Here is a 19,758-nt window from a genome sequence, read left to right as displayed (position 1 = left end):
GGATATGACTTATAAAAGCCCCCTGTTGTCGCGCCCTGGCGCCGTCGAAGGCGGGGGCGCCGATGCCGGCGTCGCCGCCCACTATGGCGAGCCACTGCGCGAGCAGCGCGCCCTGGCCGCCGGAACCGCCGTCGTCGACCTTTCGCACCGCGGCGTCGTCACCGTTACCGGACCGGACCGGCTCAGTTGGCTGAACACGCTGTCCTCCCAGCAGGTGACCAACCTGCCGCCGCGTGTTTCAAGCGAACTGCTGCTGCTGACGGTGCAGGGCCGGATCGAGTTCGATGCCAGGATCGTGGACGACGGCGAAACCGCCTGGCTGCTGGTCGAAGCCGCAGAGGCCGCCCCGTTGGCGGAGTGGCTGACCAGGATGAAGTTCATGCTGCGCGTCGAGGTCGCGGACGTTTCAGGGGAGTGGGCCACGGTGGGTTCCACCAAACGGGTGGAGGCCTGGGCGGACCGGATCATCTGGGAGGATCCCTGGCCGCAGGTGGGTGCGGGCGGATACTCCTACAGCGTGGTTGCCGAGGACTTGCATCCGGGGCTGGAACGTCCTTGGTTCGAATACCTGATCCCGGCCGCCGAGCTCGAAGACGCGGTGGAGGGCCTGGCCTTGGCGGGCACCCTGGCCTCGGAGGCCTTGCGGATCGCGGCCTGGCGGCCCCGGCTTGGCGCAGAGACCGACGAACGGGTCATTCCGCACGAACTGGACCTGCTGCGGACCTCGGTGCATCTGTCCAAGGGCTGCTACAAGGGGCAGGAAACCATCGCCCGGGTGCACAACCTGGGCCACCCGCCGCGGCGGCTCGTCTTCCTGCAACTCGACGGTTCCCTGCACACCCTGCCGGTGGCCGGAAGCGACGTGCTTGCAGCGGGCCGGAAAGTGGGTACCCTGACGTCTGTGGCCCAGCATTATGAGATGGGCGCCGTGGGGCTGGCCCTCATCAAGCGGTCCGTGGATCCGGCCGAGGTGCTTGCCGTTCAGGACGGCGACGAAAGTTACGCCGCCGCCCAGGAAGTGATTGTCGCGCCCGATGCCGGCCAGGTAGTGGGGCGCCAGAGCGGATTCCTGAAGGGACCACACCGATGAGCGAAACTCCCGAAACCCAAGGCATCGAGGACGAAGACGCCGCCCTGGCAGAGGCCATGTTCGACGCCGTCCGCGAGGGCGACGACCCCGTGCTCCGCAGCTACCTCGACGCCGGAGCCCCGGCCGGTCTCTGCAATTCCGCCGGGGATTCGCTGCTGATGCTTGCCGCGTACCACGGCCATCCGGAGACCGTCCAGCTCCTGCTGCACCACGGGGCGGATGCCTCCGCCCCCAACAGCCGCGGCCAGACGCCGCTCGCCGGCGCGGTGTTCAAGGGATACACGGATGTCGCCCGGGTGCTGATCGACGCCGGGGCGGATCCCGACGCCGGCAGCCCGACTGCGCGGGAAGCAGCCCGGATGTTCGCGCGCGCGGAGATCCTGCAGCTCCTCGGCTGACGCTTCCCACCAGGGCCGGTGTGTCAGGACGCACAGTTGCGGATAGTTGCGCCCAAATATTCCACGTGGAATAGTCGTTGTGGAATAAGCAACTTCAGTGAGGAGCACGAATGGCACGCTCTCAGCTGTCCCCGCTGGGGGTCGCCGCCCTGGCGCTCCTGGCGGAAGCACCCATGCACCCCTATGAGATGTACCAGCTCCTGATGGCTCGCCATGAGGACCGCTTGGTGAAGGTCCGGCCAGGCACTCTCTACCACGCGGTGGCCCGCTTGGAGTCGGACGGCCTGCTTGAGGCCACGGGAACGGACCGTGACGGCCGCCGCCCCGAACGCACCACCTACCGGATCACCGATGACGGAAGGGCCGCCCTCTCGCAGCGGCTGGCGGGAATGCTCTCCGAGGCCGTCAACGAGTACCCGGTCTTCCCGCATGCGATCGCGGAGGCACACAACCTGCCTTCCGACGTCGTCCTCGAACTCCTGGATATCCGGCTCGCCGCCCTCGACGAACAACTCGCGTTCCTGGCGGAAGGCCGCGAAGCGGCTATCGCCAAAGGGGTCGAGCGCAGGTACTGGGTGGACGTCGAATACCAGCAAGCCATGCTGCGGTGCGAGATTGACTGGATCCGCAGCTTCCAGGCGGAGCTCCGCAGCGGCGGACTGCCTTGGCAAACCCCCGCAACCACAAAAGACTAAGGAAACCCGTGGAACAAGTAGCCAAACCCTGGCCCGCCCTGTGGTCCCTCGTCATCGGTTTCTTCATGATCCTGATCGACTCAACCATCGTTTCCGTGGCGAACCCGCGGATCATGGAAGGACTCAACGCTGACATCAACGCCGTCATCTGGGTGACGAGCGCCTACCTCCTGGCCTACGCCGTGCCGCTGCTCATCACCGGGCGGCTCGGGGACCGTTTTGGTCCCAAGAACCTCTACCTTTCGGGGCTGGTGGTCTTCACGCTCGCCTCCCTCTGGTGCGGGCTTTCGGGCGACGTCGGCACGCTGATCGCCGCGCGCGCCGTCCAAGGCTTCGGCGCGGCCATGATGACCCCGCAGACCATGGCCGTCATCACCCGGATCTTCCCGCCGGACCGCCGCGGCGCGGCCATGGGCCTCTGGGGAGCCACCGCAGGCATGGCGATCCTGGTCGGACCGATCCTGGGCGGCGTGCTGGTGGACGGCCTGGGCTGGGAATGGATCTTCTTCGTCAACGTGCCCATCGGGCTGATCGGTTTCCTGGCGGTCACCCGCTTCGTGCCCGCGCTGGGCACCCACAGCCACCGGTTCGACATCCCGGGCGTGCTGCTTTCTGCCGTCGGGATGTTCCTGCTGGTGTTCGGCATCCAGGAGGGCCAGAGCTACCACTGGGGAACCGTCGTCGGGCCCGTCACGGTCTGGGGACTGATCATCGCCGGCATCGTGGTCCTGGCGCTCTTCGTGGTGTGGCAGTGGATCCTGGAGCGCCGCGGCGGGGAGCCGTTGCTGCCGCTGGGGCTGTTCAAGGAGCGCAACTTCTCCGTGGGCAATACGACCATCATGGCCGTGGGCTTCACCATCACTGCGTTTCCGCTGCCTACCATCTTCTACTATCAGGTGGTCCGTGGCCTGACTCCCACCCAGTCGGCGCTGCTGATGATCCCCATGGCGGTGCTCTCCGGTGCTTTGGCACCCTTCGTGGGCAAGCTGATCGACCGGTTCAACCCCCGCTGGTTCGCCGCGTTCGGCCTCATATGCCTGTCCACGGCGCTTTTCTGGACCGGCGCCCTGCTCAAGCCCGACACCCCCATCTGGATGTTCTTGCTTCCCAGTGCTCTGCAGGGTGTGGCCAACGGCTTCATCTGGGGCCCCGTTTCCAACGCGACAACCCGCAACCTTCCGCCGCGCCAGGCCGGTGCCGGATCCGGCGTCTTCAACACCACCCGGCAGATCGGGGCGGTGCTCGGCTCGGCCGCGATCGCCTCGCTGATCCAGGCCCGGCTCGCCGCCGAGCTGCCGGCCGCTCCCGGCGGCGCCCCGGGCGGGGAGGGGCCGGTTGGCGGGCAGCTGCCGGAGTTCCTGCACGCGGGATTCTCGACGGCGATGTCCCAGTCGGTGCTGTTGCCCGCCTTTGCGATCCTGGTGGGCGCCATGGCGGCTTTGCTATTCGGCAAACCGAAAGCTGTCCAGGGCTGGGGAGCCAAGGCGCCGTCGGACGAGGGGGTCAACGCAGCAGCACGGAAGTGACCGTACCGCCGTCGGCGAATCCCAGGCTCCTGGCCAGGGCAAGTGCGCCGCGGTTGTCCAGCGCGGCGCGGCACTGCAGGGTCAGGCCGGAGGCGAGTGCTTCGTGTGATGCGATCGAGGCGGCCAGCGTGCCCAGGCCCTGGCGGCGGAGGTCCGGCCGGACCAGGACGCCCATGTCTGCCAGGATGCCCTTCCACTCGGCGTAGGCACCGCAGGCCACGGGGCTGCCGTCATTTCCGGGGCCGTCCATCACGGTGTAGCAATGGCTCATGGAGCCCAGGCGGGCTTCGTTGACGTCATCGGGCGGGCACATGCCTTCCAGCTCGATGGCCTCCGGGTGCCCGTGGGAGACGGTCAGTTCGCCGCGGGGTTGGGCGAGGGGCAGGTCATCGGCGAACAGCAGGGCCGAGGTGCCCAGGCCGTGGCCGCCGTGTTCGCGGCTCATGCGCAGCAGCGTGGCGTGCTCGCTGAGTTCTTCGTCGCTGTATTCGCCGGCCGCCGCGGCAGCCCAGGGGGGACCCACGAGGGCCGAGTGCCCGAAAAGCCGGACGAAGGTGATGGAATCCGAGCCGTCCTCCTCCCGGACCAGCCGTTCACTGGCAGTGGCCGCCGGGGAGAAGCGCACGTGGGCGAACGCGGCGTCGTCGAATCCAAGATGACGTGCCCAGGCCAGCAGGACGATATCGGCAGATCCCTCAGCAAATCCCATGCATCGAGTGTAGGCAGAGAGGGAACAGCTCCGGAGACGCAGAGCGGGCCCGTGCCGGAAGACACGGGCCCCGCTCTGGTGTTCGCCTCGTAGCCGAACGGCACGGACTTTAGCCGAACAGCACGGCGGCTTCGTCGTAGCGGTGCTGCGGGACGGTCTTGAGCCTGCCGAGGGCCGCTTCGAAGCCGACGTGCACGATGTCGGTGCCGTTGAGGGAGACCATGGTGCCCCAGCGGCCTTCCACCACGGAATCGATGGCGGCCATGCCCAGGCGGGTGGCGAGTACCCGGTCGAAGGCGGACGGGACGCCGCCGCGCTGGATGTGGCCCAGGATCGTGGCGCGGGTCTCGATGCCGGTGCGGGCCTCGATCTCCGGGGCGAGCTGGTCCGCGATGCCGCCAAGGCGCGGGCGGCCGAAGGTGTCCAGGCCGCGCTCGGAGTGCGGGGCTTCCATGTGGTCGGGCACGAAGCCTTCGGCGACCACCACGAGCGGGGCGCGGCCACGGTCGTGGGCTTCCTTGACCCATTCGGTGATCTGGTCGATCGAGATCTTCTGCTCGGGGATCAGGATGGCGTGGGCACCGGAGGCCATGCCGGCGTGCAGGGCAATCCAGCCGACGTGCCGGCCCATGACTTCGGCGATCATGCAGCGGTGGTGGGATTCGCCAGTGGTCCGCAGCCGGTCGATCGCCTCGGTGGCGATCTGCACGGCGGTGTCGAAGCCGAAGGTGTAGTCGGTGGCGTCGAGGTCGTTGTCCACCGTCTTGGGCACGCCCACGATCTTCAGCCCGGCGTCGGTGAGCCGCTTGGCCGCGGCCAGGGTTCCTTCGCCGCCGATCGCGATCATCGCGTCGATGCCGAGCCGGTCCATGTGGCCCTTGATGACCTCGGGCCCGCCGCCGTTCTCGAAGGGGTTGGTGCGGGAGGTGCCCAGGATGGTGCCGCCCTGCTTGGCGATACCGCGGACCATGGTGCGGGGGATATCGATGATGTCGCCCTCGACCACGCCACGCCAGCCGTCGCGGAAACCGACGAACTCTTGGCCGTGGATGGCGATGCCCTTCAGGACTGCACCGCGGATGACTGCATTGAGTCCGGGGCAGTCGCCGCCGCTGGTGAGGATTCCAATTTTCATGAGCGCTCAAATCCTGGCTAGGAGGTACACGTGCAGAGCGCCACGCTGAGCTCCCCTAGATTGTAGGCGGCAATGTGGGGCAGGACACAAACCGGGCCCGCAGGCCGGGATGAGCACCCGGAAACAATCCCGCAATATTCGCCGGATCAGGAGCGGTTGCGGCCGCGTTGTTCGAGGAAGGATTCCAGTGCAATGCTTCCGTCCTGCGCGGGGAGCAGCAGCCAGGCGAGGATGTAGACAACAATTGCGGGACCGGGCAGCAGGCAGAAAAGCAGGAACGCCACCCGGACGTACGCGACATCGACGTTCAGTTTCGCGGCGATGCCGCCACAGACGCCGCCGAGCCAGCGCTGCGGACCGCGCTTCAGGCCGATGCTTCGGATGATGCTGAAGAATTTGGTCATGGTTCGAGCCTCCCTTGTCGGAGATGTTTTGTCACGCCCCAGCGGACGCCGGAGCCGGCGCCCGCTGGGGCGGTTGGGTCCTTTTTCAGGTGGTGGTCACCCGTGGATGGTTCCGTTCCCGGCGTTTCCTTCCGCTTCCTTCGCCCTGGAGCTGCGCGAACGTGCCGAGAGGAGGCCGCCAATGATCAGCGCCGCACCGGCTCCGATCATGAGCCCGATCAGGACGTAGTTCCCGTTGAGGGCCACCAGGCCCAGCTTTGAGATGATCATCAGCGCCGCGAGGGCCACGATGACCAGGCCCCACACCACCGTGCCGACCCGTGGCCCTTGTGCCTGTCCGGTGCCGTCCCCGTTGGCTCCGTAGAGCGGTCCCTGTTCCTGCGTGCTCATGTCAGTTCCCTTCCTGGATGGTGACGTTGCTGAACGTGCCGTCCACCTCGATGACCAGGGTGGCCCCGGGTTTGCCGGTGTTGAACACCTGATGCCCGTCAGACTGGCCGTCCCCGCTGATGCTGCCGGCTCCCTTGAGGTTTCCGAAGGTCATGTCCGCTTTGATCTCCACGGGCACGGTTTCGGGAATGAGTACCCTGATGTTGCTCGCGGTGATATTGAGCGGCACTGTCAGCCCGGATTCCAGGGGCTCGTCCAGTTCCAGTTTCGTGAGGTCTACCGTCCCGTTGGCGCCGGTGATGTCGTAGCCCTTGTGGGCGTCCGCGATGGTGAGCGGCGTCCATTCGGTGTTCTGCAGTGCGAAGTGGTCACCGCGCGGGATCAGGTTGAAGATCCCGCCGATCACCAGCGCCACCACTGCAAGGAAACCGAGGAACCCGGAGGTCCGGCCCCGGAGCCCGGCGACCAGGATGCCCAGCCCGAGCACGGCCGCGCCGCTCGCCCAGACCACCGCGTTGGCGGCGTCGCCCAGCTGGATGGTGCCGCCGGCGTCGAGCAGTTTGATGGTGCCTCCCACCAGGAGCGCCGCACCCGCGGAAACCGCGACAATCGCTGCTCCGGGTCCCTGCCGGCGCGGTCCGCGCGGCGGCCCGCCCTGCCAATGCGGCGCGGTCGGGGCACCGGGGAAACCGGGCCCTGCGGGAATGCCCGAACCCGGAATGCCCGACGCCGGAATGCCCGACGCCGGAATGCCCGACGCCGGAATGCCCGACGGCGGTGCCTCGCCCGGGAGCGGAAGGCTCCCGGTCGCGGGGGCGGGGCCTCCGCTTGCCGGGGCGGCGAAGGCCTGCCGGTCGCCGAAGTCCTGCCCGCCGTCGTGCATGTCCGGCGTCCCTGCGAAGGTTCCGCCGGTCGGTGCCGCCGGTGCAGCACCCGCGTAGTACTGATTGCCCACGGTGTTTCCTCCGTTCCGGTTTCGGTTCCGTTGGACCAGGAAGTAGACCAGGCAGGCAATCGCGCCCACCCAGAAGAGGGTCCAGAAGAGGCCGGGCAAGCCGTTCCAGCCCCAGCCCCAGACGCCCCGGCCGAGGCCGGGAAGGCCGATGACCGTGGTGATCACGGCCCCTGTCATGCCCGCGGTCCAGCGGCCGGCACCGGCCTCCTGTGCGTGGATGCGCCCGTCCGGCTCCGGCAGCAGGGCCCAGGCCACGCCGTAGAGCAGGACGCCGACGCCGGCGAAGATCGCGAGCACGACGAAGATGCCGCGGACAATCAGCGGGTCGATGCCGAAGCGGTGGGCGACGCCGCTGGCAACGCCGCCGATCCACCGGTCCCGCCCGCGGGATATGCCCTGGCTGCGGATCCAGTCGAAGAAGTTCTGTGTGGGCCGGGCACCGGGTTCGCCGCTGTGGCCGGTCCCGTCACCCTGCCCGGGGGTCCCGGGTGTGCTGTTCTGGTTCATACCTCGATCCTGCCGTCCGGCCGGGGGTGGCCTCTACTGGGGGATACCCTGAACCGTCCCTGAGGGACCCCTGGGATACCCCGGTTCCGGGGCTCCCGGCCCCCTGATCCGTGTTTGGATGGAGGCATGACAAGCCCTGCCCAACGCCCGCCTCTGTTCCGCAGCGGCGACCGCATGATTGCCGGCGTCTGCAGTGGCCTCGCCGCACACCTGGGTTGGCCGGTGAAGTACCTGCGGATCGGCATGGCTTTGGCAACACTCGCCGGCGGCGCCGGGTTCGTGTTCTACGCCTGGCTCTGGGTCCTGGTGCCCACCGCGGACGAAGGAGCCCGTCGCGCCGCCCGACCGCCGGCGTCACCCATTGCGCCGGCGGTGAGCTCGCCGTCTCCTGCGGCGAACGGGTTCGCTCGCGCTGGAGGGCCGCCGTCGGCCCGGCGCCCGGCCCCTTGGTTCACCGGCGGGCGATTCCAGTACGGCAAGGAACTGTTGCTCGGTGCGGGGCTGCTTTTCGTGGCCGGGATCCTTGTCGCACGGCAACTGGGGGTGGACCTGCCCCTGGGCACGTTGATTCCGGCAGCCGCCATCCTTGGCGGTGCCGCCATCGCCTGGATGCAACTGGACGAGACCCGCCGGGCAGGGTTGGTCGACAAGACCAAGGCGGACCAGGCCGGCGGCTGGGTCCGCCTCGGCGCGGGACTGGCCTTGGTGGTGGCCGGCGTGCTGGTCATGGTGTCCGGGTCGGGCTCATGGGAACAGACTTGGCTGGCCTTGCTGGCTTCGGTGGCCGTGCTCGGCGGCGTGGCCCTTGTGTTGCTGCCCTGGGGCCTGAAGTTCTGGAAGGACCTGGAAACCGAACGGGCGGGCAGGGTCAGGGAAACCGAACGGGCGGAAATCGCTGCCCACCTGCACGACTCCGTGCTGCAGACCCTGGCCCTGATCCAACGCCGGGCCGGCTCGGAACAGGACGTCGTCCGGCTGGCCCGCGCCCAGGAGCGTGAACTGCGCGGCTGGCTGTACCGGGACCAGGCCGCCGACTCCGGGCACCTCGCCGACCGGATCAAGGCTGTTGCCGCTGAGGTGGAAGACACCCACGGGCAAGTGGTCGACGTCGTCAGCGTAGGGGACACCGCCATGAGTGAACGGCACGAGGCACTGGTCCAGGCAGCCCGCGAGGCGATGCTCAACGCGGCCCGGCACGGTGGCGGAGCGGTATCCGTTTATTTGGAGAGTTCGGACACGGGAAGCGAAATCTTCGTTAAGGACCGCGGTCCCGGATTCGACCCGGAGGCCGTGCCGAAGGACCGCCTGGGCGTTCGTGAATCGATCGTGGGGCGCATGAAAAGGCACGGCGGCACGGCGGTCATCAGCAGCGGACCCTCCGGGACCGAGGTGCGCCTCAGCCTTCCGGCGGCGGCGGCCGGCCAGGACGAACGCAACGGAGAGGGAAGACCATGAATGATGCAGGAACCGCGCGTGATGCAGGAACCCGGCGCAGCGTCCGCGTGGTGGTGGTCGATGATCACGCCATTTTCCGTTCGGGACTGAAGGCGGACCTGGATTCCCGGATCGACGTCGTCGGCGAGGCCGGCTCCGTCGACGACGCCATCCGGGTCATCGCCGAACAACGCCCCGAAGTCGTCCTGTTGGATGTCCACCTGCCGGGCGGCCTGGGCGGTGGCGGGCGGGAAGTGATCAGCAAGTCGGTGCAACTGCTCGGCAGCACCAGCTTCCTGGCCCTTAGCGTCTCTGATGCCGCGGAGGACGTGGTGGCCGTGATCCGTGCGGGCGCCCGCGGATACGTCACCAAGACCATTTCCGGGGCCGAGATTTCCGACGCCGTCATCCGGGTTGCCGACGGGGACGCCGTGTTTTCGCCGCGGCTGGCCGGTTTCGTGCTGGACGCCTTCGGTACCTCACCGGCGGAGATCGCCGACGACGAACTGGACCGCCTGTCCGCCCGCGAACTCGAGGTCATGCGGCTCATCGCCCGCGGCTACAGCTACAAGGAAGTCGCCAAGGAACTGTTCATTTCCATCAAGACGGTGGAAACCCACGTCTCGGCGGTACTGCGCAAGCTCCAGCTTTCCAGCCGGCACGAACTGACCAAATGGGCGGCCGAACGCCGCTTGCTCTGAGCCGATCCTGCCCGGGCGCCGTGCGGGATGGCACCCAGACATGAAGAACGCCCCCTCAGCGGAGGGGGCGTTCTTCATGTGCTCTTACTTGGCTTTGCCGAGGAAATCCTGCAGGCGGCGCACGCCTTCGGCGAGGTCCTCGTCGCCCAACGCGTAGGACAGGCGTACGTATCCGGAGGGGCCGAAGGCCTCGCCCGGAACGATCGCGACCTCAACCTCGTCCAGGATCAGCGAGGCCAGCTCGGCGGAAGTCGACGGGCGGACCGGACCGTTCGCCGTCGGGAATTCCTTGCCGAGCAGGGCGCGGACGTCGGCGTAGACGTAGAACGCACCGGCCGGCGTCGGGCAGTCAACGCCCTCAATGGCATTCAGTCCCGCCACGATTGCCTTGCGGCGGCGGTCGAAGGCGATCTTCATTTCGTCGACGGCGGTCAGCGGGCCGGAGACCGCGGCAAGGGCCGCGATCTGCATGATGTTCGAAACGTTGGAGGTCGCGTGCGACTGCAGGTTGGTGGCGGCCTTGATGACGTCGGCCGGGCCGATCATCCAGCCGACACGCCATCCGGTCATGGCGTAGGTCTTGGCGACGCCGTTGAGGATGACGACCTTGTCGCCGAGTTCCGGGGCGGCGGTAGCGATCGACGTGAAGGGCACACCGTCGTAGGTCAGGTGTTCGTAGATCTCATCCGTGACCACCCACAGGCCCTTGGCAGCGGCCCATTTGCCGATTTCGGCGACCTGCTCCGGGCTGTAGACGGCGCCGGTGGGGTTGGACGGGGAGACGAACAGGAGGATCTTCGTCCGCTCCGTGAGGGCGGCTTCGAGCTGGTCCACGGTCACCAGGTAGCCCTGCTCGGGGCCGGCGAAGACCTCCACCGGCACACCGCCGGCAAGACGGATGGCCTCCGGGTAGGTGGTCCAGAAGGGGGTCGGGATGATGACCTCGTCGCCCGGGTCGAGCAGGGTGGCGAAGGCGTTGTAGACGGCCTGCTTGCCGCCGTTGGTCACCAGGACCTGGGACGGATCGACCTTGTAGCCCGAATCGCGGAGGGTCTTCTCCGCAACGGCCTTCTTGAGTTCCGGGAGCCCGGCCGCGGGGGAGTACCGGTGGTTCTTGGGATCACCGGCGGCTTCGATGGCGGCCTTGACGATGTAGTCCGGGGTGGGGAAATCCGGTTCCCCGGCGCCGAAACCGATAACGGGACGGCCGGCGGCCTTGAGCGCCTTCGCCTTGGCATCAACGGCAAGGGTGGCGGATTCGGCAATGGCGGAAATTCTCTGTGAAACGCGGGCGGGAGCTGTTCCGGCAGGCATGTGGGACCGTTCTTCGCTGGCAGCGTGAGCTGGATGATGGGAAACGACGAGTTCTACTCTATGCTGTTCTGCGGACGCCCTGCGGGCCTGTTTGCGAAAGTGACGGCAGCGGCGGGGGAGCCAGGATGCCCGGACACACCGGAACTGTCCCGGTTCGACTATCGCGAAGTTCTTGCGTAGACTGGTTCACCGGTGTTGAAAAACATCACAATGGTCCGCGCCTCTGGCGAGGGGCCAAAACATGGATTCGTTCCATAGGGTAGTGGCGCAATTGGTAGCGCAGCGGTCTCCAAAACCGCAGGTTGCAGGTTCGAGTCCTGTCTGCCCTGCGCAGGCTGTTCCGGTTTCAGTCCGGGGCAGACGCGGCAACGGTTCTGATCAGAACCGGGTCAACAACTTTGCATGGATGAGTGAGGACCGGGTGACCGAAACAGCTGCAAGCAGCTCGAAGGGCCGACCTGCCAGGAAGGCCGAGGCCGGCTTCTTCGCTCGAATCACCCTCTTCGTCCGCCAGGTAATCGGCGAACTCAAGAAGGTGGTCGCTCCGACCCGCAAGGAACTGATCAACTACACCCTTGTGGTGCTGGTTTTCGTGGCCGTCATGATGCTCATCGTCACCCTGCTGGACCTGGCCTTCGGTACCGGAGTCAGCTGGGTGTTCGGCGGGTCAGGCGCCACGGACCGCTAAACGGATCACTCCGCAAGCCGTGCGGAAATCCCCGGAAATTCAAGGGATTTTGCAGGGTTTGTGGAATTGAGCCATTTAAATAGGCATGTTAGGCAATGAGGAAGCAGGAGACCAAGTGTCTGAGCAGGAGCTCGAGGTAAACGAGACTGAGCTGGATGGAAGCACGGACGCCGCGGCGGAGGCCGTGGATACGTCCGAGGCTGAGTCTGCTGCGCCTGAAACCGCCGGAGAAGAAGCCGGCGACGACGCCCTCGCCACCGCGGCTGCAGCCGCACCGGCCGATCCGGCCGAGGAATTCAAGGCCAAGCTGCGCCGCCAGGAGGGTGACTGGTATGTCATCCACTCCTACGCCGGTTACGAAAACCGCGTGAAAGCGAACCTTGAGACCCGCATCCAGACCCTGGACATGGAAGATTACATCTTCGAAATCCAGGTCCCCATGGAAGAAGTCGTTGAGATCAAGAACGCCCAGCGCAAGGTCATCAACCGCGTCCGCATTCCCGGTTACGTCCTGGTCCGCATGGACCTGACGGATGCTTCCTGGGGCGCCGTCCGCCACACCCCGGGTGTCACCGGATTCGTGGGCAACGCCCACAACCCCGTGCCGCTGCGCCTCGACGAGGTCTTCTCGATGCTCGCCCCGGTCTTCGAAGAAGAGCAGGCCGAAAAGGGCAAGCCGGTCAAGCAGAGCGCTGCTCCGGTTGCCGTGGACTTCGAGGTCGGCGAATCGGTCATCGTCAAGGAAGGTCCGTTCGAGACCCTCCCGGCCACGATTTCCGAGATCAAGCCGGAATCCCAGACCCTTGTGGTGCTGGTTTCCATCTTCGAGCGTGAAACCCCCGTGACCCTCGCGTTCAACCAGGTCACCAAGATCTGACAGACCCAAAGATTTCGCCCTGCTTCCGCCTGCTTAGCGGTTGCGGGGCGGCCGGCCGCCTCGCCATGGCGGCCAACAACCTGAGGCACGCTCCTGTGTCCCAGGACGCTATTTAGAGAAGGACCCTACATTGGCTCCCAAGAAGAAGGTCACCGGCCTCATCAAGCTGCAGATCCAGGCAGGTGCCGCCAACCCGGCCCCGCCGATCGGTCCTGCGCTTGGCCAGCACGGTGTCAACATCATGGAATTCTGCAAGGCGTACAACGCCGCAACGGAAGCCCAGCGCGGAAACGTCATCCCGGTTGAAATCACGGTCTACGAAGACCGCTCCTTCACCTTCGTCACCAAGACCCCGCCGGCTGCAGAACTCATCAAGAAGGCTGCAGGCGTTGCCAAGGGCTCGTCGACCCCGCACACCGTGAAGGTCGCCAAGCTTACCCAGGCACAGGTCGAGGAAATCGCTTCCACCAAGATGGAAGACCTCAACGCCAACGACATCGCGGCCGCTGCCAAGATCATCGCCGGCACCGCCCGCTCCATGGGCATCACCGTCGAAGGCTAAGCAAAGCCTTCAACCGCCGGGAAACCGGCACTTGAAATCATTGAAATGTTGGTAGTCCACGCCGGACTCCCAACCGTGGCAGGGCCCCGCGCGGTCCGCAGACCACAACTGCACAAGGAGAAACAAGCAGCATGGCAAAGCGCAGCAAAGCATATGAGGCAGCCGTAGCCAAGATCGAGGCTGGCAAGGTCTACGCCCCGTTCGAGGCAATCAGCCTGGCAAAGGAAATCAACCCGTCCAAGTTCGACGCAACGGTTGAGGTCGCTTTCCGCCTCGGCGTTGACCCCCGCAAGGCCGACCAGATGGTTCGCGGCACGGTCAACCTTCCCCACGGCACCGGCAAGACCGCCCGTGTCCTGGTTTTCGCGACCGGCGACAAGGCTGAAGCAGCAATCGCTGCCGGCGCCGACTTCGTGGGTTCCGACGACCTGATCGAAAAGATCGCAGGCGGCTGGACCGACTTCGACGCAGCCGTTGCCACCCCTGACCTCATGGGCAAGGTTGGCCGCCTCGGTAAGGTCCTCGGCCCGCGTAACCTCATGCCGAACCCGAAGACCGGCACGGTTACCCCGGACGTCGCCAAGGCTGTCAACGACATCAAGGGCGGCAAGATCGACTTCCGCGTCGACAAGCACTCGAACCTGCACTTCATCATCGGCAAGGCATCCTTCGACGCCATCAAGCTGGCCGAGAACTACGCCGCAGCCCTCGAAGAGGTCCTCCGCCTGAAGCCGTCCGCTTCCAAGGGCCGCTACATCCAGAAGGCCACCGTCACCACCACGTTCGGCCCGGGCATCTCCGTCGACCCGAACGTCACCAAGGTCCTGACCGAAGCCTAAGCTTCACCAGTTCCGCTTCAAAAAGCCGCCCGGCATTTGCCGGGCGGCTTTTTCGTAGCCTCGGCCAGGGACTTCCGGAGGGCTAGCGCCTAACCCGCTCCCCGCCCTCGCAAGCTCGGCCTGGGACCCCTCGCGGGCTACGCTTGGAACCATGGTCGAAGCCGCGGAAGCCGCCATCCACGAACTCCACCTGCCGCCGAGCCTGGACTCTGCGGAGGCCACGGAGTTCCGCGAATACTGCGAGGCCCTGGACGGGATCCTGATGGAACACTGGGGCAACCTGGATCTGGCGGCATCGTTGCCCGCGCGGCTCGCCGGCTGGGCTGACAACGACTACCGCAAGCTCCGCAATTTCTACCTCCGCGCCGACGGGAAGATCGTTGGCAGGGGATTCGTGGAACTCTCGCTGAAGGACAACCTCGGCAGCGCCTGGCTGCGCGTTGACATCGCAGGCCCATACCGCCGCAGGGGCTTTGGCAGCATGCTCCTCCGGCACCTCGAGGCCGTGGCCCGGGACGAAGGCAGGAGCACCCTGATGGCGAGCTCCGGCGACCCCGAACGCCCGGAATACGGCGCCGACGTCCTGCTGTCCCCGGTGGGCACGGGAACGGTACCCAGGAACGCCCCCGGTACCGCATTCGCGCTCCGGCATGGGTACTCGCTCGCCCAGGCCACCCGTTACAGCACCTTGCAGCTGGACGGCGCCCCCGACTGGTCAGGACTGATGGCGGCGGCGGAAACAGCATCCTCTGACTACGAGCTACTCAGCTGGACGAACAGCTGTCCCGAGGAACTGGTGGACGAGTTCGCAATCCTCATGGGCCGGATGAGCACCGACGCCCCCGTGGGCGGCCTGGATTATGAAGCCGAGGCCTGGGACCGGACGCGGGTGCGCACCTTGGAGAAGGAGACCGCGGAGGAAGGCCAGGACTGCCTGGTTGTCGCCGCCCGCCACCGGGCCAGCGGGGTGCTCGGTGGTTACACGGCACTTTATGTGGACCCGCTTAAGCCGTGGCTGGGTGAGCAGGACGATACGCTTGTGGCAGCAGGGCACCGTGGCCACCGGCTCGGCATGAGGTTGAAGATCGCCAATCTGCGACGCTTGAAACGGGAATATCCCCGCGTTGAACGGGTGACCACCATGAACGCGGAAGAAAACCGCTACATGTTGGCAATCAACGTGGCACTTGGCTTCGCACCCTCGGGTGCATACGGCGAATGGCAGAAGAGGACTGGATGACGGACAACGTGGAGATCGGACAGCTGTGGATTCCCGATTCGCTGGAAGCGGCCGATGCCAAGGACTTCCTCGAAGCCGTTGAAGTGAGCAGGAAGGTCCGCATGCAGCTGTGGGGCAGCGACGACCTCGCCTACACCCCGCTGGAAAAGCTCCTCGAACTGGGGGACCCCTATGAGCGCCAGGTCATCCTGGTTGCTCGGATCGACGGGCGCATCATCGGCACCGTGGACATCGCGCTGCCCCTCGCCGACAACCTCGACCTTGCCGAATTCACCCTCGACATTCTCCCCGAATTCCAGCGGCGCGGGGCAGGCCGCCGGCTCCTCGAAGCAGCCGAGCAGCTTGCCCGGGCCGAAGGCCGCACCATGGCCATGGTGGATACCAACCATCCGGCGGCGTCCCTGCAAGGCGATGCGGGAGGGCAGCTGGTTCCAGGCAGCGGCCTGGGCTCCGTCCCCCTGGCCAGCCGGGAGGTGGACTTTGCCCAGCGGGCCGGCTACACCCTCCAGCACATCGAGCAGTTCAGCTCCTGCGCGCTTCCGCTTGATTCGAAGCTCGTGTCCGAACTCGAGGCGGAGGCGGACGCCGCCAACGGCGGCCGCTACCGCATCCACCACTGGACGGACCGTTGCCCCGACGAGTGGCTGGACGCCGTCGCCGCCCTGGAAAACGCCGCGGGTGAAACGGTCGACGACGACGCGGCAGGAGCAGCGGAAGAGCAGCTCGTGTTCGACGGCGGTATGTTGCGCGAGGCGGAAGACGCCGCCATCGCCCAGGGCCGCCGGACTGTTGTCACCGCCGTCGAGCACGTCGCCAGCGGCCGCATCGTCGGGCTGACCACCATCGGGGTGCTCGCCCAGCGCCAGGACGTTGTGTTCCAGGACGACACCACCGTGCTGCAGGAACACCGGGGGAACAAGCTCGGCCTGCTCATCAAGGTGGCCAACATGCAGCGACTCAGCGAACAATTCCCCGACGCCCGCGTGATCTACACATGGAACGCTCCGGAGAACCGCTACCTGCTGACCGTCAACAAGCAGCTCGGATTCACGACGGCGGGCGTCACCGGCCTCTGGCAGAAGGAACTTCCCGCCCGGGCCGGTACCACGTCCTCGGAGTGAGCAGGTTTCGGTGCGCGATTGCCCCGATTTGGAGTTGCGCTGTTCCGTCCCGTAACCTTGAACTACCAAAGACCGTCGGTTGATGGGAATCCACTTTCCAAGGCAAAGCTCAACAATGCAGCTGCGCCCGGAAGGATCCGCGGATTCCCGGACGAAGGACCCTGACAAAGGGCGGCCGGCGCAGGTGAACGAAGCAAGTCTCCGTGGTCATGGACCGCGTCGAGCCAAGCCCCGTGCATCTGCGCGGGGCGTTTTTCGTTGCAGCTCTTCTTGAGCGGGGACCCGGAAGACCGGCACTATTCCCCGGAAGGAGGGTTATGGCAACGCCCAACAAGATCTCCGCAGTAGCTGAGATCACGAACGATTTCAAGGAATCGACCGCCGCTGTCCTGACCGAATACCGCGGGCTCTCTGTTGCACAGCTCAAGCAGCTGCGTGTTTCTCTCGGCCAGGACACCAAGTTCTCGGTCGTCAAGAACACCCTGACCGCCATTGCAGCCAAGGAAGCCGGTGTCGAAGCATTCGACGGCCAGCTTGCCGGCCCCACCGCAATTGCGTTCATCAAGGGTGACGCGGTTGCCGCCGCCAAGAGCCTGACGGACTTTGCCAAGGCCAACAAGCAGCTGGTCATCAAGACCGGCTACTTCGAGGGCAAGGCCCTGAACGCAAGCGAAGTTGCCGCCCTGGCAGCTCTCGAGTCCCGTGAGCTGCAGCTCGCCAAGGTTGCCGGTGTCCTCAAGGCTCCTGCTGCCGCTGCTGCACGCATCATCGACGCCCTGCGTATCAAGCTTGAAGAAGAGGGCGGCGCTCCGGCACCGGCCGCTGAAGAAGCTCCGGCCGCTGACGAAGCACCGGCTGCAGAAGAAGCTGCCGCTCCGGCCGAAGCCGAAGCTGCAAGCGAAGAGAACTAAGTTCTCCCCCCAATCAAACTCCGGTGCGGTAGCGGGCACGGCCCGCACAGGCACCACCTAAAGGAAGGACGCCAACCATGGCGAAGCTCAGCAACGAAGAGCTCATTGAAGCTTTCAAGGAACTGACCATCATCGAGCTCTCCGAGTTCGTCAAGCTCTTCGAAGAGACCTTCGAAGTTACCGCTGCTGCTGTTGCAGTCGCCGGCCCCGCCGGTGGCGCTGCTGCTGAAGAGGCCGAAGAGAAGACCGAATTCGACGTCATCCTCGAATCCGCTGGCGACAAGAAGATCGCAGTGATCAAGGAAGTTCGCGCCATCACCTCCCTCGGCCTCAAGGAAGCCAAGGACCTGGTCGACGGTGCTCCGAAGGCAGTTCTCGAAGGCGCCAACAAGGAAGCTGCCGAGAAGGCCAAGGCTCAGCTCGAAGAAGCAGGCGCAACCGTTACCCTCAAGTAACTCGTCTTGCTCTGGGAAGCCCCGTCCGGTTCGCCGGGCGGGGCTTCCTGCTCTTAAAGCCAACGCGGGGTCAGGCGGGGTCGCTGATGTCCGCCACCACCGCATCCAAGGCCGCCGTCAGCGCATCGGCATCCACGAAGGCGCTGTAGCCGTGGGCCCCGGCGCCCATCGAGATCCGCCGGCCGGCAATGCTGGCGTCCGCGTAGACGGGCCACGCTGTGGTGCTGCCCAAGGGCGTGATGGTCCCGCGCTCGTAACCGGTGGCTTCCAGGGCGACGTCGGCTTGCGGCAGGGAGAGCTTGTTGACTCCCAACAAGGCCCGCAGCTTCGGCCAGGAAATCTGCCGGTCCCCGGGAATGAGGGCGAACAGGAAGCTGCCGTTCCGGTGTTTGACCACCAAGGACTTCACGATGTCCGCCGGGGTGATCCCCAGGATCCCGGCCGCCTCTTCCAGGCTGCGGGCGGCTTTGCGCTCCACAAGCTGGACATCCAAGCCGCGGGCCTGGGCATCGGCGAGGAACCGTTCCGTACCGTTCACGTTTCCTTCCTTCCGCGGGCCCTCCTGGCCCGCACGGATTCCGGCAGCTTCAGTCGCGGTAGAGCAGGAGCGCTTCGCCCTGCCCGCCGCCGCCGCAGAGCGATACCGCCGCCTTGCCCGATCCGCGCCGCTTGAGCTCGTGGGCCGCGTGCAGGGCGAGCCGGGCGCCGGAGGCCCCGATCGGGTGGCCCAGCGCGATCGCTCCGCCATGGATGTTGCACTTTTCCAGCGGGTAGGACAGTTCCTTGAGGGACTGGACAGCAACCGAGCCGAACGCTTCGTTGATCTCGATGAAGTCCAGGTCTTCAGCCTTCCAGCCTGCATTCGCCAGGGCCCGCTTGATGGCGTTTGACGGCTGGGAGTGCAGCGAGTTGTCCGGACCGGCCACCTGGCCGGGCTTGCCGACCACCGCGAGGTACTCCAGCCCCTTCTCCTCCGCGAAGGCGCGGCTGCAAAGCACGAGTGCGGAGGCGCCGTCGGACAGGGGAGAGGAATTGCCCGCCGTGATGGTGCCGTCGCTGGCAAACGCAGGCCGGAGCGGTGCCAGGGTGTCCAGCGTCGTGTCCGGGCGGATGCCCTCATCCTCGGTCACCACCACCGGCTCGCCCTTGCGCTGCTTCACGCTGATGGGGGCGATCTCGCCGTCGAATACGCCTTCCTTGACCGCGACGGCGGCGCGCCGGTGCGAGGCGGCCGCCACTTCGTCCTGGGACTTGCGGTCGATGCCGAGGGTGACGTTCCGGGTCTCGGTGGACAGGCCCATCGACTGGCCGTCGAAGGCGTCGGTGAGGCCGTCATGGGCGGCGACGTCCAGAGCCTGGATGGCCCCGTAGGTCCAGCCCTGGCGGGAGCCGGGCAGCAGGTGCGGGGCCCGGCTCATGGATTCCTGGCCGCCGGCGACGACGACGGTGGCGTCGCCGCTGCGGATCAGGCGGGCCGCGTCGATCACTGCCGTGAGTCCCGAGAGGCAGACCTTGTTGATCGTGACGGCGGGGATGTTCCAGCCGACTCCGGCCGCGATGGCGCTTTGCCGGGCGGGGTTCTGGCCGGCGCCTGCCTGCAGGACCTGCCCCATGATGACGGCGTCGACCTGGCCCGCCGCAACCCCGCTGGCCGCGATGGCCGCCGAAATCGCGTGGGCGCCGAGCTCGACGGCGGTGAATCCTGCCAGCTGGCCGTTCAGCCGCCCCTGTGGGGTGCGTGCCGCGGCCAGGATGACAACGTCATTGTTGTCCGTTGCGTTGCTCATTTTCTCTCTTCCGTTCAGGA

22 protein-coding genes and 1 tRNA gene are annotated in these 19,758 nt (G+C 66.4%); 15 read left to right on the top strand and 8 right to left on the bottom strand.

Annotated features, from left to right (window positions below; all coding sequences use genetic code 11):
- Positions 1 to 4: 4 nt before the first annotated feature.
- The 4 genes from ygfZ to ACZ9CK_RS13195 all read left to right on the top strand — a co-directional run bounded on the left by ygfZ (position 5) and on the right by ACZ9CK_RS13195 (position 3,709).
- Positions 5 to 1,090 (top strand): CAF17-like 4Fe-4S cluster assembly/insertion protein YgfZ, encoded by a 1,086-nt coding sequence (gene ygfZ, locus ACZ9CK_RS13210; protein WP_476050160.1) that lies wholly within the window; start codon positions 5 to 7, stop codon positions 1,088 to 1,090.
- Complete coding sequence (locus ACZ9CK_RS13205) at positions 1,087 to 1,488, top strand: ankyrin repeat domain-containing protein (protein ID WP_426299155.1); 402 nt, start codon at positions 1,087 to 1,089, stop codon at positions 1,486 to 1,488. The genes ygfZ and ACZ9CK_RS13205 overlap by 4 nt, the downstream gene beginning before the upstream one ends.
- A 110-nt stretch (positions 1,489 to 1,598) precedes the next feature.
- Entirely contained in the window at positions 1,599 to 2,183 is a 585-nt protein-coding gene (locus tag ACZ9CK_RS13200; protein ID WP_476050159.1) for a PadR family transcriptional regulator, read from the top strand.
- A gap of 8 nt (positions 2,184 to 2,191) precedes the next feature.
- Complete coding sequence (locus ACZ9CK_RS13195) at positions 2,192 to 3,709, top strand: DHA2 family efflux MFS transporter permease subunit (protein WP_426299151.1); 1,518 nt, start codon at positions 2,192 to 2,194, stop codon at positions 3,707 to 3,709.
- Here ACZ9CK_RS13195 and ACZ9CK_RS13190 read toward each other — a convergent pair.
- The 5 genes from ACZ9CK_RS13190 to ACZ9CK_RS13170 all read right to left on the bottom strand — a co-directional run bounded on the left by ACZ9CK_RS13190 (position 3,687) and on the right by ACZ9CK_RS13170 (position 7,809).
- On the bottom strand, positions 3,687 to 4,418 hold the full coding sequence (locus ACZ9CK_RS13190) for a GNAT family N-acetyltransferase (RefSeq protein ID WP_476050158.1): 732 nt from the start codon (positions 4,416 to 4,418) through the stop codon (positions 3,687 to 3,689). The genes ACZ9CK_RS13195 and ACZ9CK_RS13190 overlap by 23 nt on opposite strands.
- A 109-nt stretch (positions 4,419 to 4,527) precedes the next feature.
- Positions 4,528 to 5,553, bottom strand: coding sequence for a 6-phosphofructokinase (locus tag ACZ9CK_RS13185; protein ID WP_426299147.1), 1,026 nt, complete (start codon positions 5,551 to 5,553; stop codon positions 4,528 to 4,530).
- Between the two features lie 146 nt (positions 5,554 to 5,699).
- Positions 5,700 to 5,957, bottom strand: a complete 258-nt coding sequence (locus tag ACZ9CK_RS13180; RefSeq protein WP_476050157.1) for a PspC domain-containing protein — start codon at positions 5,955 to 5,957, stop codon at positions 5,700 to 5,702.
- A gap of 96 nt (positions 5,958 to 6,053) precedes the next feature.
- A complete protein-coding gene (locus tag ACZ9CK_RS13175; RefSeq protein ID WP_476050156.1) occupies positions 6,054 to 6,347 on the bottom strand; it encodes a hypothetical protein in 294 nt (97 codons plus the stop codon).
- A gap of 1 nt (position 6,348) precedes the next feature.
- Positions 6,349 to 7,809: a PspC domain-containing protein gene (locus tag ACZ9CK_RS13170; RefSeq protein ID WP_476050155.1), complete on the bottom strand. Its 1,461-nt coding sequence runs from the start codon at positions 7,807 to 7,809 to the stop codon at positions 6,349 to 6,351.
- Positions 7,810 to 7,935: 126 nt separating this feature from the next.
- On the opposite strand from ACZ9CK_RS13170, the gene ACZ9CK_RS13165 reads away from it, so the two are divergent.
- Together ACZ9CK_RS13165 and ACZ9CK_RS13160 are read left to right on the top strand one after the other, a co-directional pair.
- Positions 7,936 to 9,264, top strand: a complete 1,329-nt coding sequence (locus tag ACZ9CK_RS13165; RefSeq protein ID WP_476050154.1) for an ATP-binding protein — start codon at positions 7,936 to 7,938, stop codon at positions 9,262 to 9,264.
- Positions 9,261 to 9,944: a LuxR C-terminal-related transcriptional regulator gene (locus ACZ9CK_RS13160; protein WP_476050153.1), complete on the top strand. Its 684-nt coding sequence runs from the start codon at positions 9,261 to 9,263 to the stop codon at positions 9,942 to 9,944. The genes ACZ9CK_RS13165 and ACZ9CK_RS13160 overlap by 4 nt, the downstream gene beginning before the upstream one ends.
- A gap of 84 nt (positions 9,945 to 10,028) precedes the next feature.
- Here the strand turns inward: ACZ9CK_RS13160 and ACZ9CK_RS13155 are convergent, their stop codons facing one another.
- Positions 10,029 to 11,258, bottom strand: a complete 1,230-nt coding sequence (locus ACZ9CK_RS13155; protein WP_476050152.1) for a pyridoxal phosphate-dependent aminotransferase — start codon at positions 11,256 to 11,258, stop codon at positions 10,029 to 10,031.
- Positions 11,259 to 11,514: 256 nt separating this feature from the next.
- On the opposite strand from ACZ9CK_RS13155, the gene ACZ9CK_RS13150 reads away from it, so the two are divergent.
- From ACZ9CK_RS13150 to rplL, 9 genes are all read left to right on the top strand, one after another.
- Positions 11,515 to 11,587 (top strand) — tRNA-Trp (locus tag ACZ9CK_RS13150).
- A gap of 77 nt (positions 11,588 to 11,664) precedes the next feature.
- Complete coding sequence (gene secE / locus ACZ9CK_RS13145; protein ID WP_426299134.1) at positions 11,665 to 11,946, top strand: preprotein translocase subunit SecE; 282 nt, start codon at positions 11,665 to 11,667, stop codon at positions 11,944 to 11,946.
- Between the two features lie 115 nt (positions 11,947 to 12,061).
- A complete protein-coding gene (gene nusG / locus ACZ9CK_RS13140) occupies positions 12,062 to 12,823 on the top strand; it encodes a transcription termination/antitermination protein NusG (protein ID WP_426299132.1) in 762 nt (253 codons plus the stop codon).
- 130 nt (positions 12,824 to 12,953) lie between these two features.
- Entirely contained in the window at positions 12,954 to 13,385 is a 432-nt protein-coding gene (gene rplK, locus ACZ9CK_RS13135; RefSeq protein ID WP_115790318.1) for a 50S ribosomal protein L11, read from the top strand.
- A 131-nt stretch (positions 13,386 to 13,516) separates the two neighbouring features.
- The gene (gene rplA, locus ACZ9CK_RS13130) at positions 13,517 to 14,224 is read left to right on the top strand and encodes a 50S ribosomal protein L1 (RefSeq protein ID WP_074587835.1); all 708 of its coding nucleotides are present in this window, start codon (positions 13,517 to 13,519) and stop codon (positions 14,222 to 14,224) included.
- A gap of 151 nt (positions 14,225 to 14,375) precedes the next feature.
- Complete coding sequence (locus ACZ9CK_RS13125; RefSeq protein WP_476050151.1) at positions 14,376 to 15,464, top strand: GNAT family N-acetyltransferase; 1,089 nt, start codon at positions 14,376 to 14,378, stop codon at positions 15,462 to 15,464.
- Positions 15,443 to 16,585: a GNAT family N-acetyltransferase gene (locus ACZ9CK_RS13120; protein WP_426299127.1), complete on the top strand. Its 1,143-nt coding sequence runs from the start codon at positions 15,443 to 15,445 to the stop codon at positions 16,583 to 16,585. Before ACZ9CK_RS13125 ends, ACZ9CK_RS13120 begins: the two co-directional genes overlap by 22 nt.
- Before the next feature lie 317 nt (positions 16,586 to 16,902).
- Positions 16,903 to 17,496, top strand: coding sequence for a 50S ribosomal protein L10 (rplJ, locus tag ACZ9CK_RS13115; protein WP_426299125.1), 594 nt, complete (start codon positions 16,903 to 16,905; stop codon positions 17,494 to 17,496).
- 77 nt (positions 17,497 to 17,573) lie between these two features.
- Positions 17,574 to 17,951: a 50S ribosomal protein L7/L12 gene (rplL, locus tag ACZ9CK_RS13110; protein WP_120523157.1), complete on the top strand. Its 378-nt coding sequence runs from the start codon at positions 17,574 to 17,576 to the stop codon at positions 17,949 to 17,951.
- A gap of 70 nt (positions 17,952 to 18,021) precedes the next feature.
- Here the strand turns inward: rplL and ACZ9CK_RS13105 are convergent, their stop codons facing one another.
- Together ACZ9CK_RS13105 and ACZ9CK_RS13100 are read right to left on the bottom strand one after the other, a co-directional pair.
- Entirely contained in the window at positions 18,022 to 18,489 is a 468-nt protein-coding gene (locus ACZ9CK_RS13105) for an aminoacyl-tRNA deacylase (protein ID WP_426299122.1), read from the bottom strand.
- A gap of 49 nt (positions 18,490 to 18,538) precedes the next feature.
- The gene (locus tag ACZ9CK_RS13100; RefSeq protein WP_426299120.1) at positions 18,539 to 19,738 is read right to left on the bottom strand and encodes an acetyl-CoA C-acetyltransferase; all 1,200 of its coding nucleotides are present in this window, start codon (positions 19,736 to 19,738) and stop codon (positions 18,539 to 18,541) included.
- Between the last annotated feature and the right edge of the window lie 20 nt (positions 19,739 to 19,758).

It is taken from the genome of Arthrobacter sp. TE26545, from assembly GCF_056279005.1.
The sequence above is the reverse complement of the archived record's forward strand: the minus strand, read 5'-3'. Positions and strand labels throughout refer to the sequence as shown.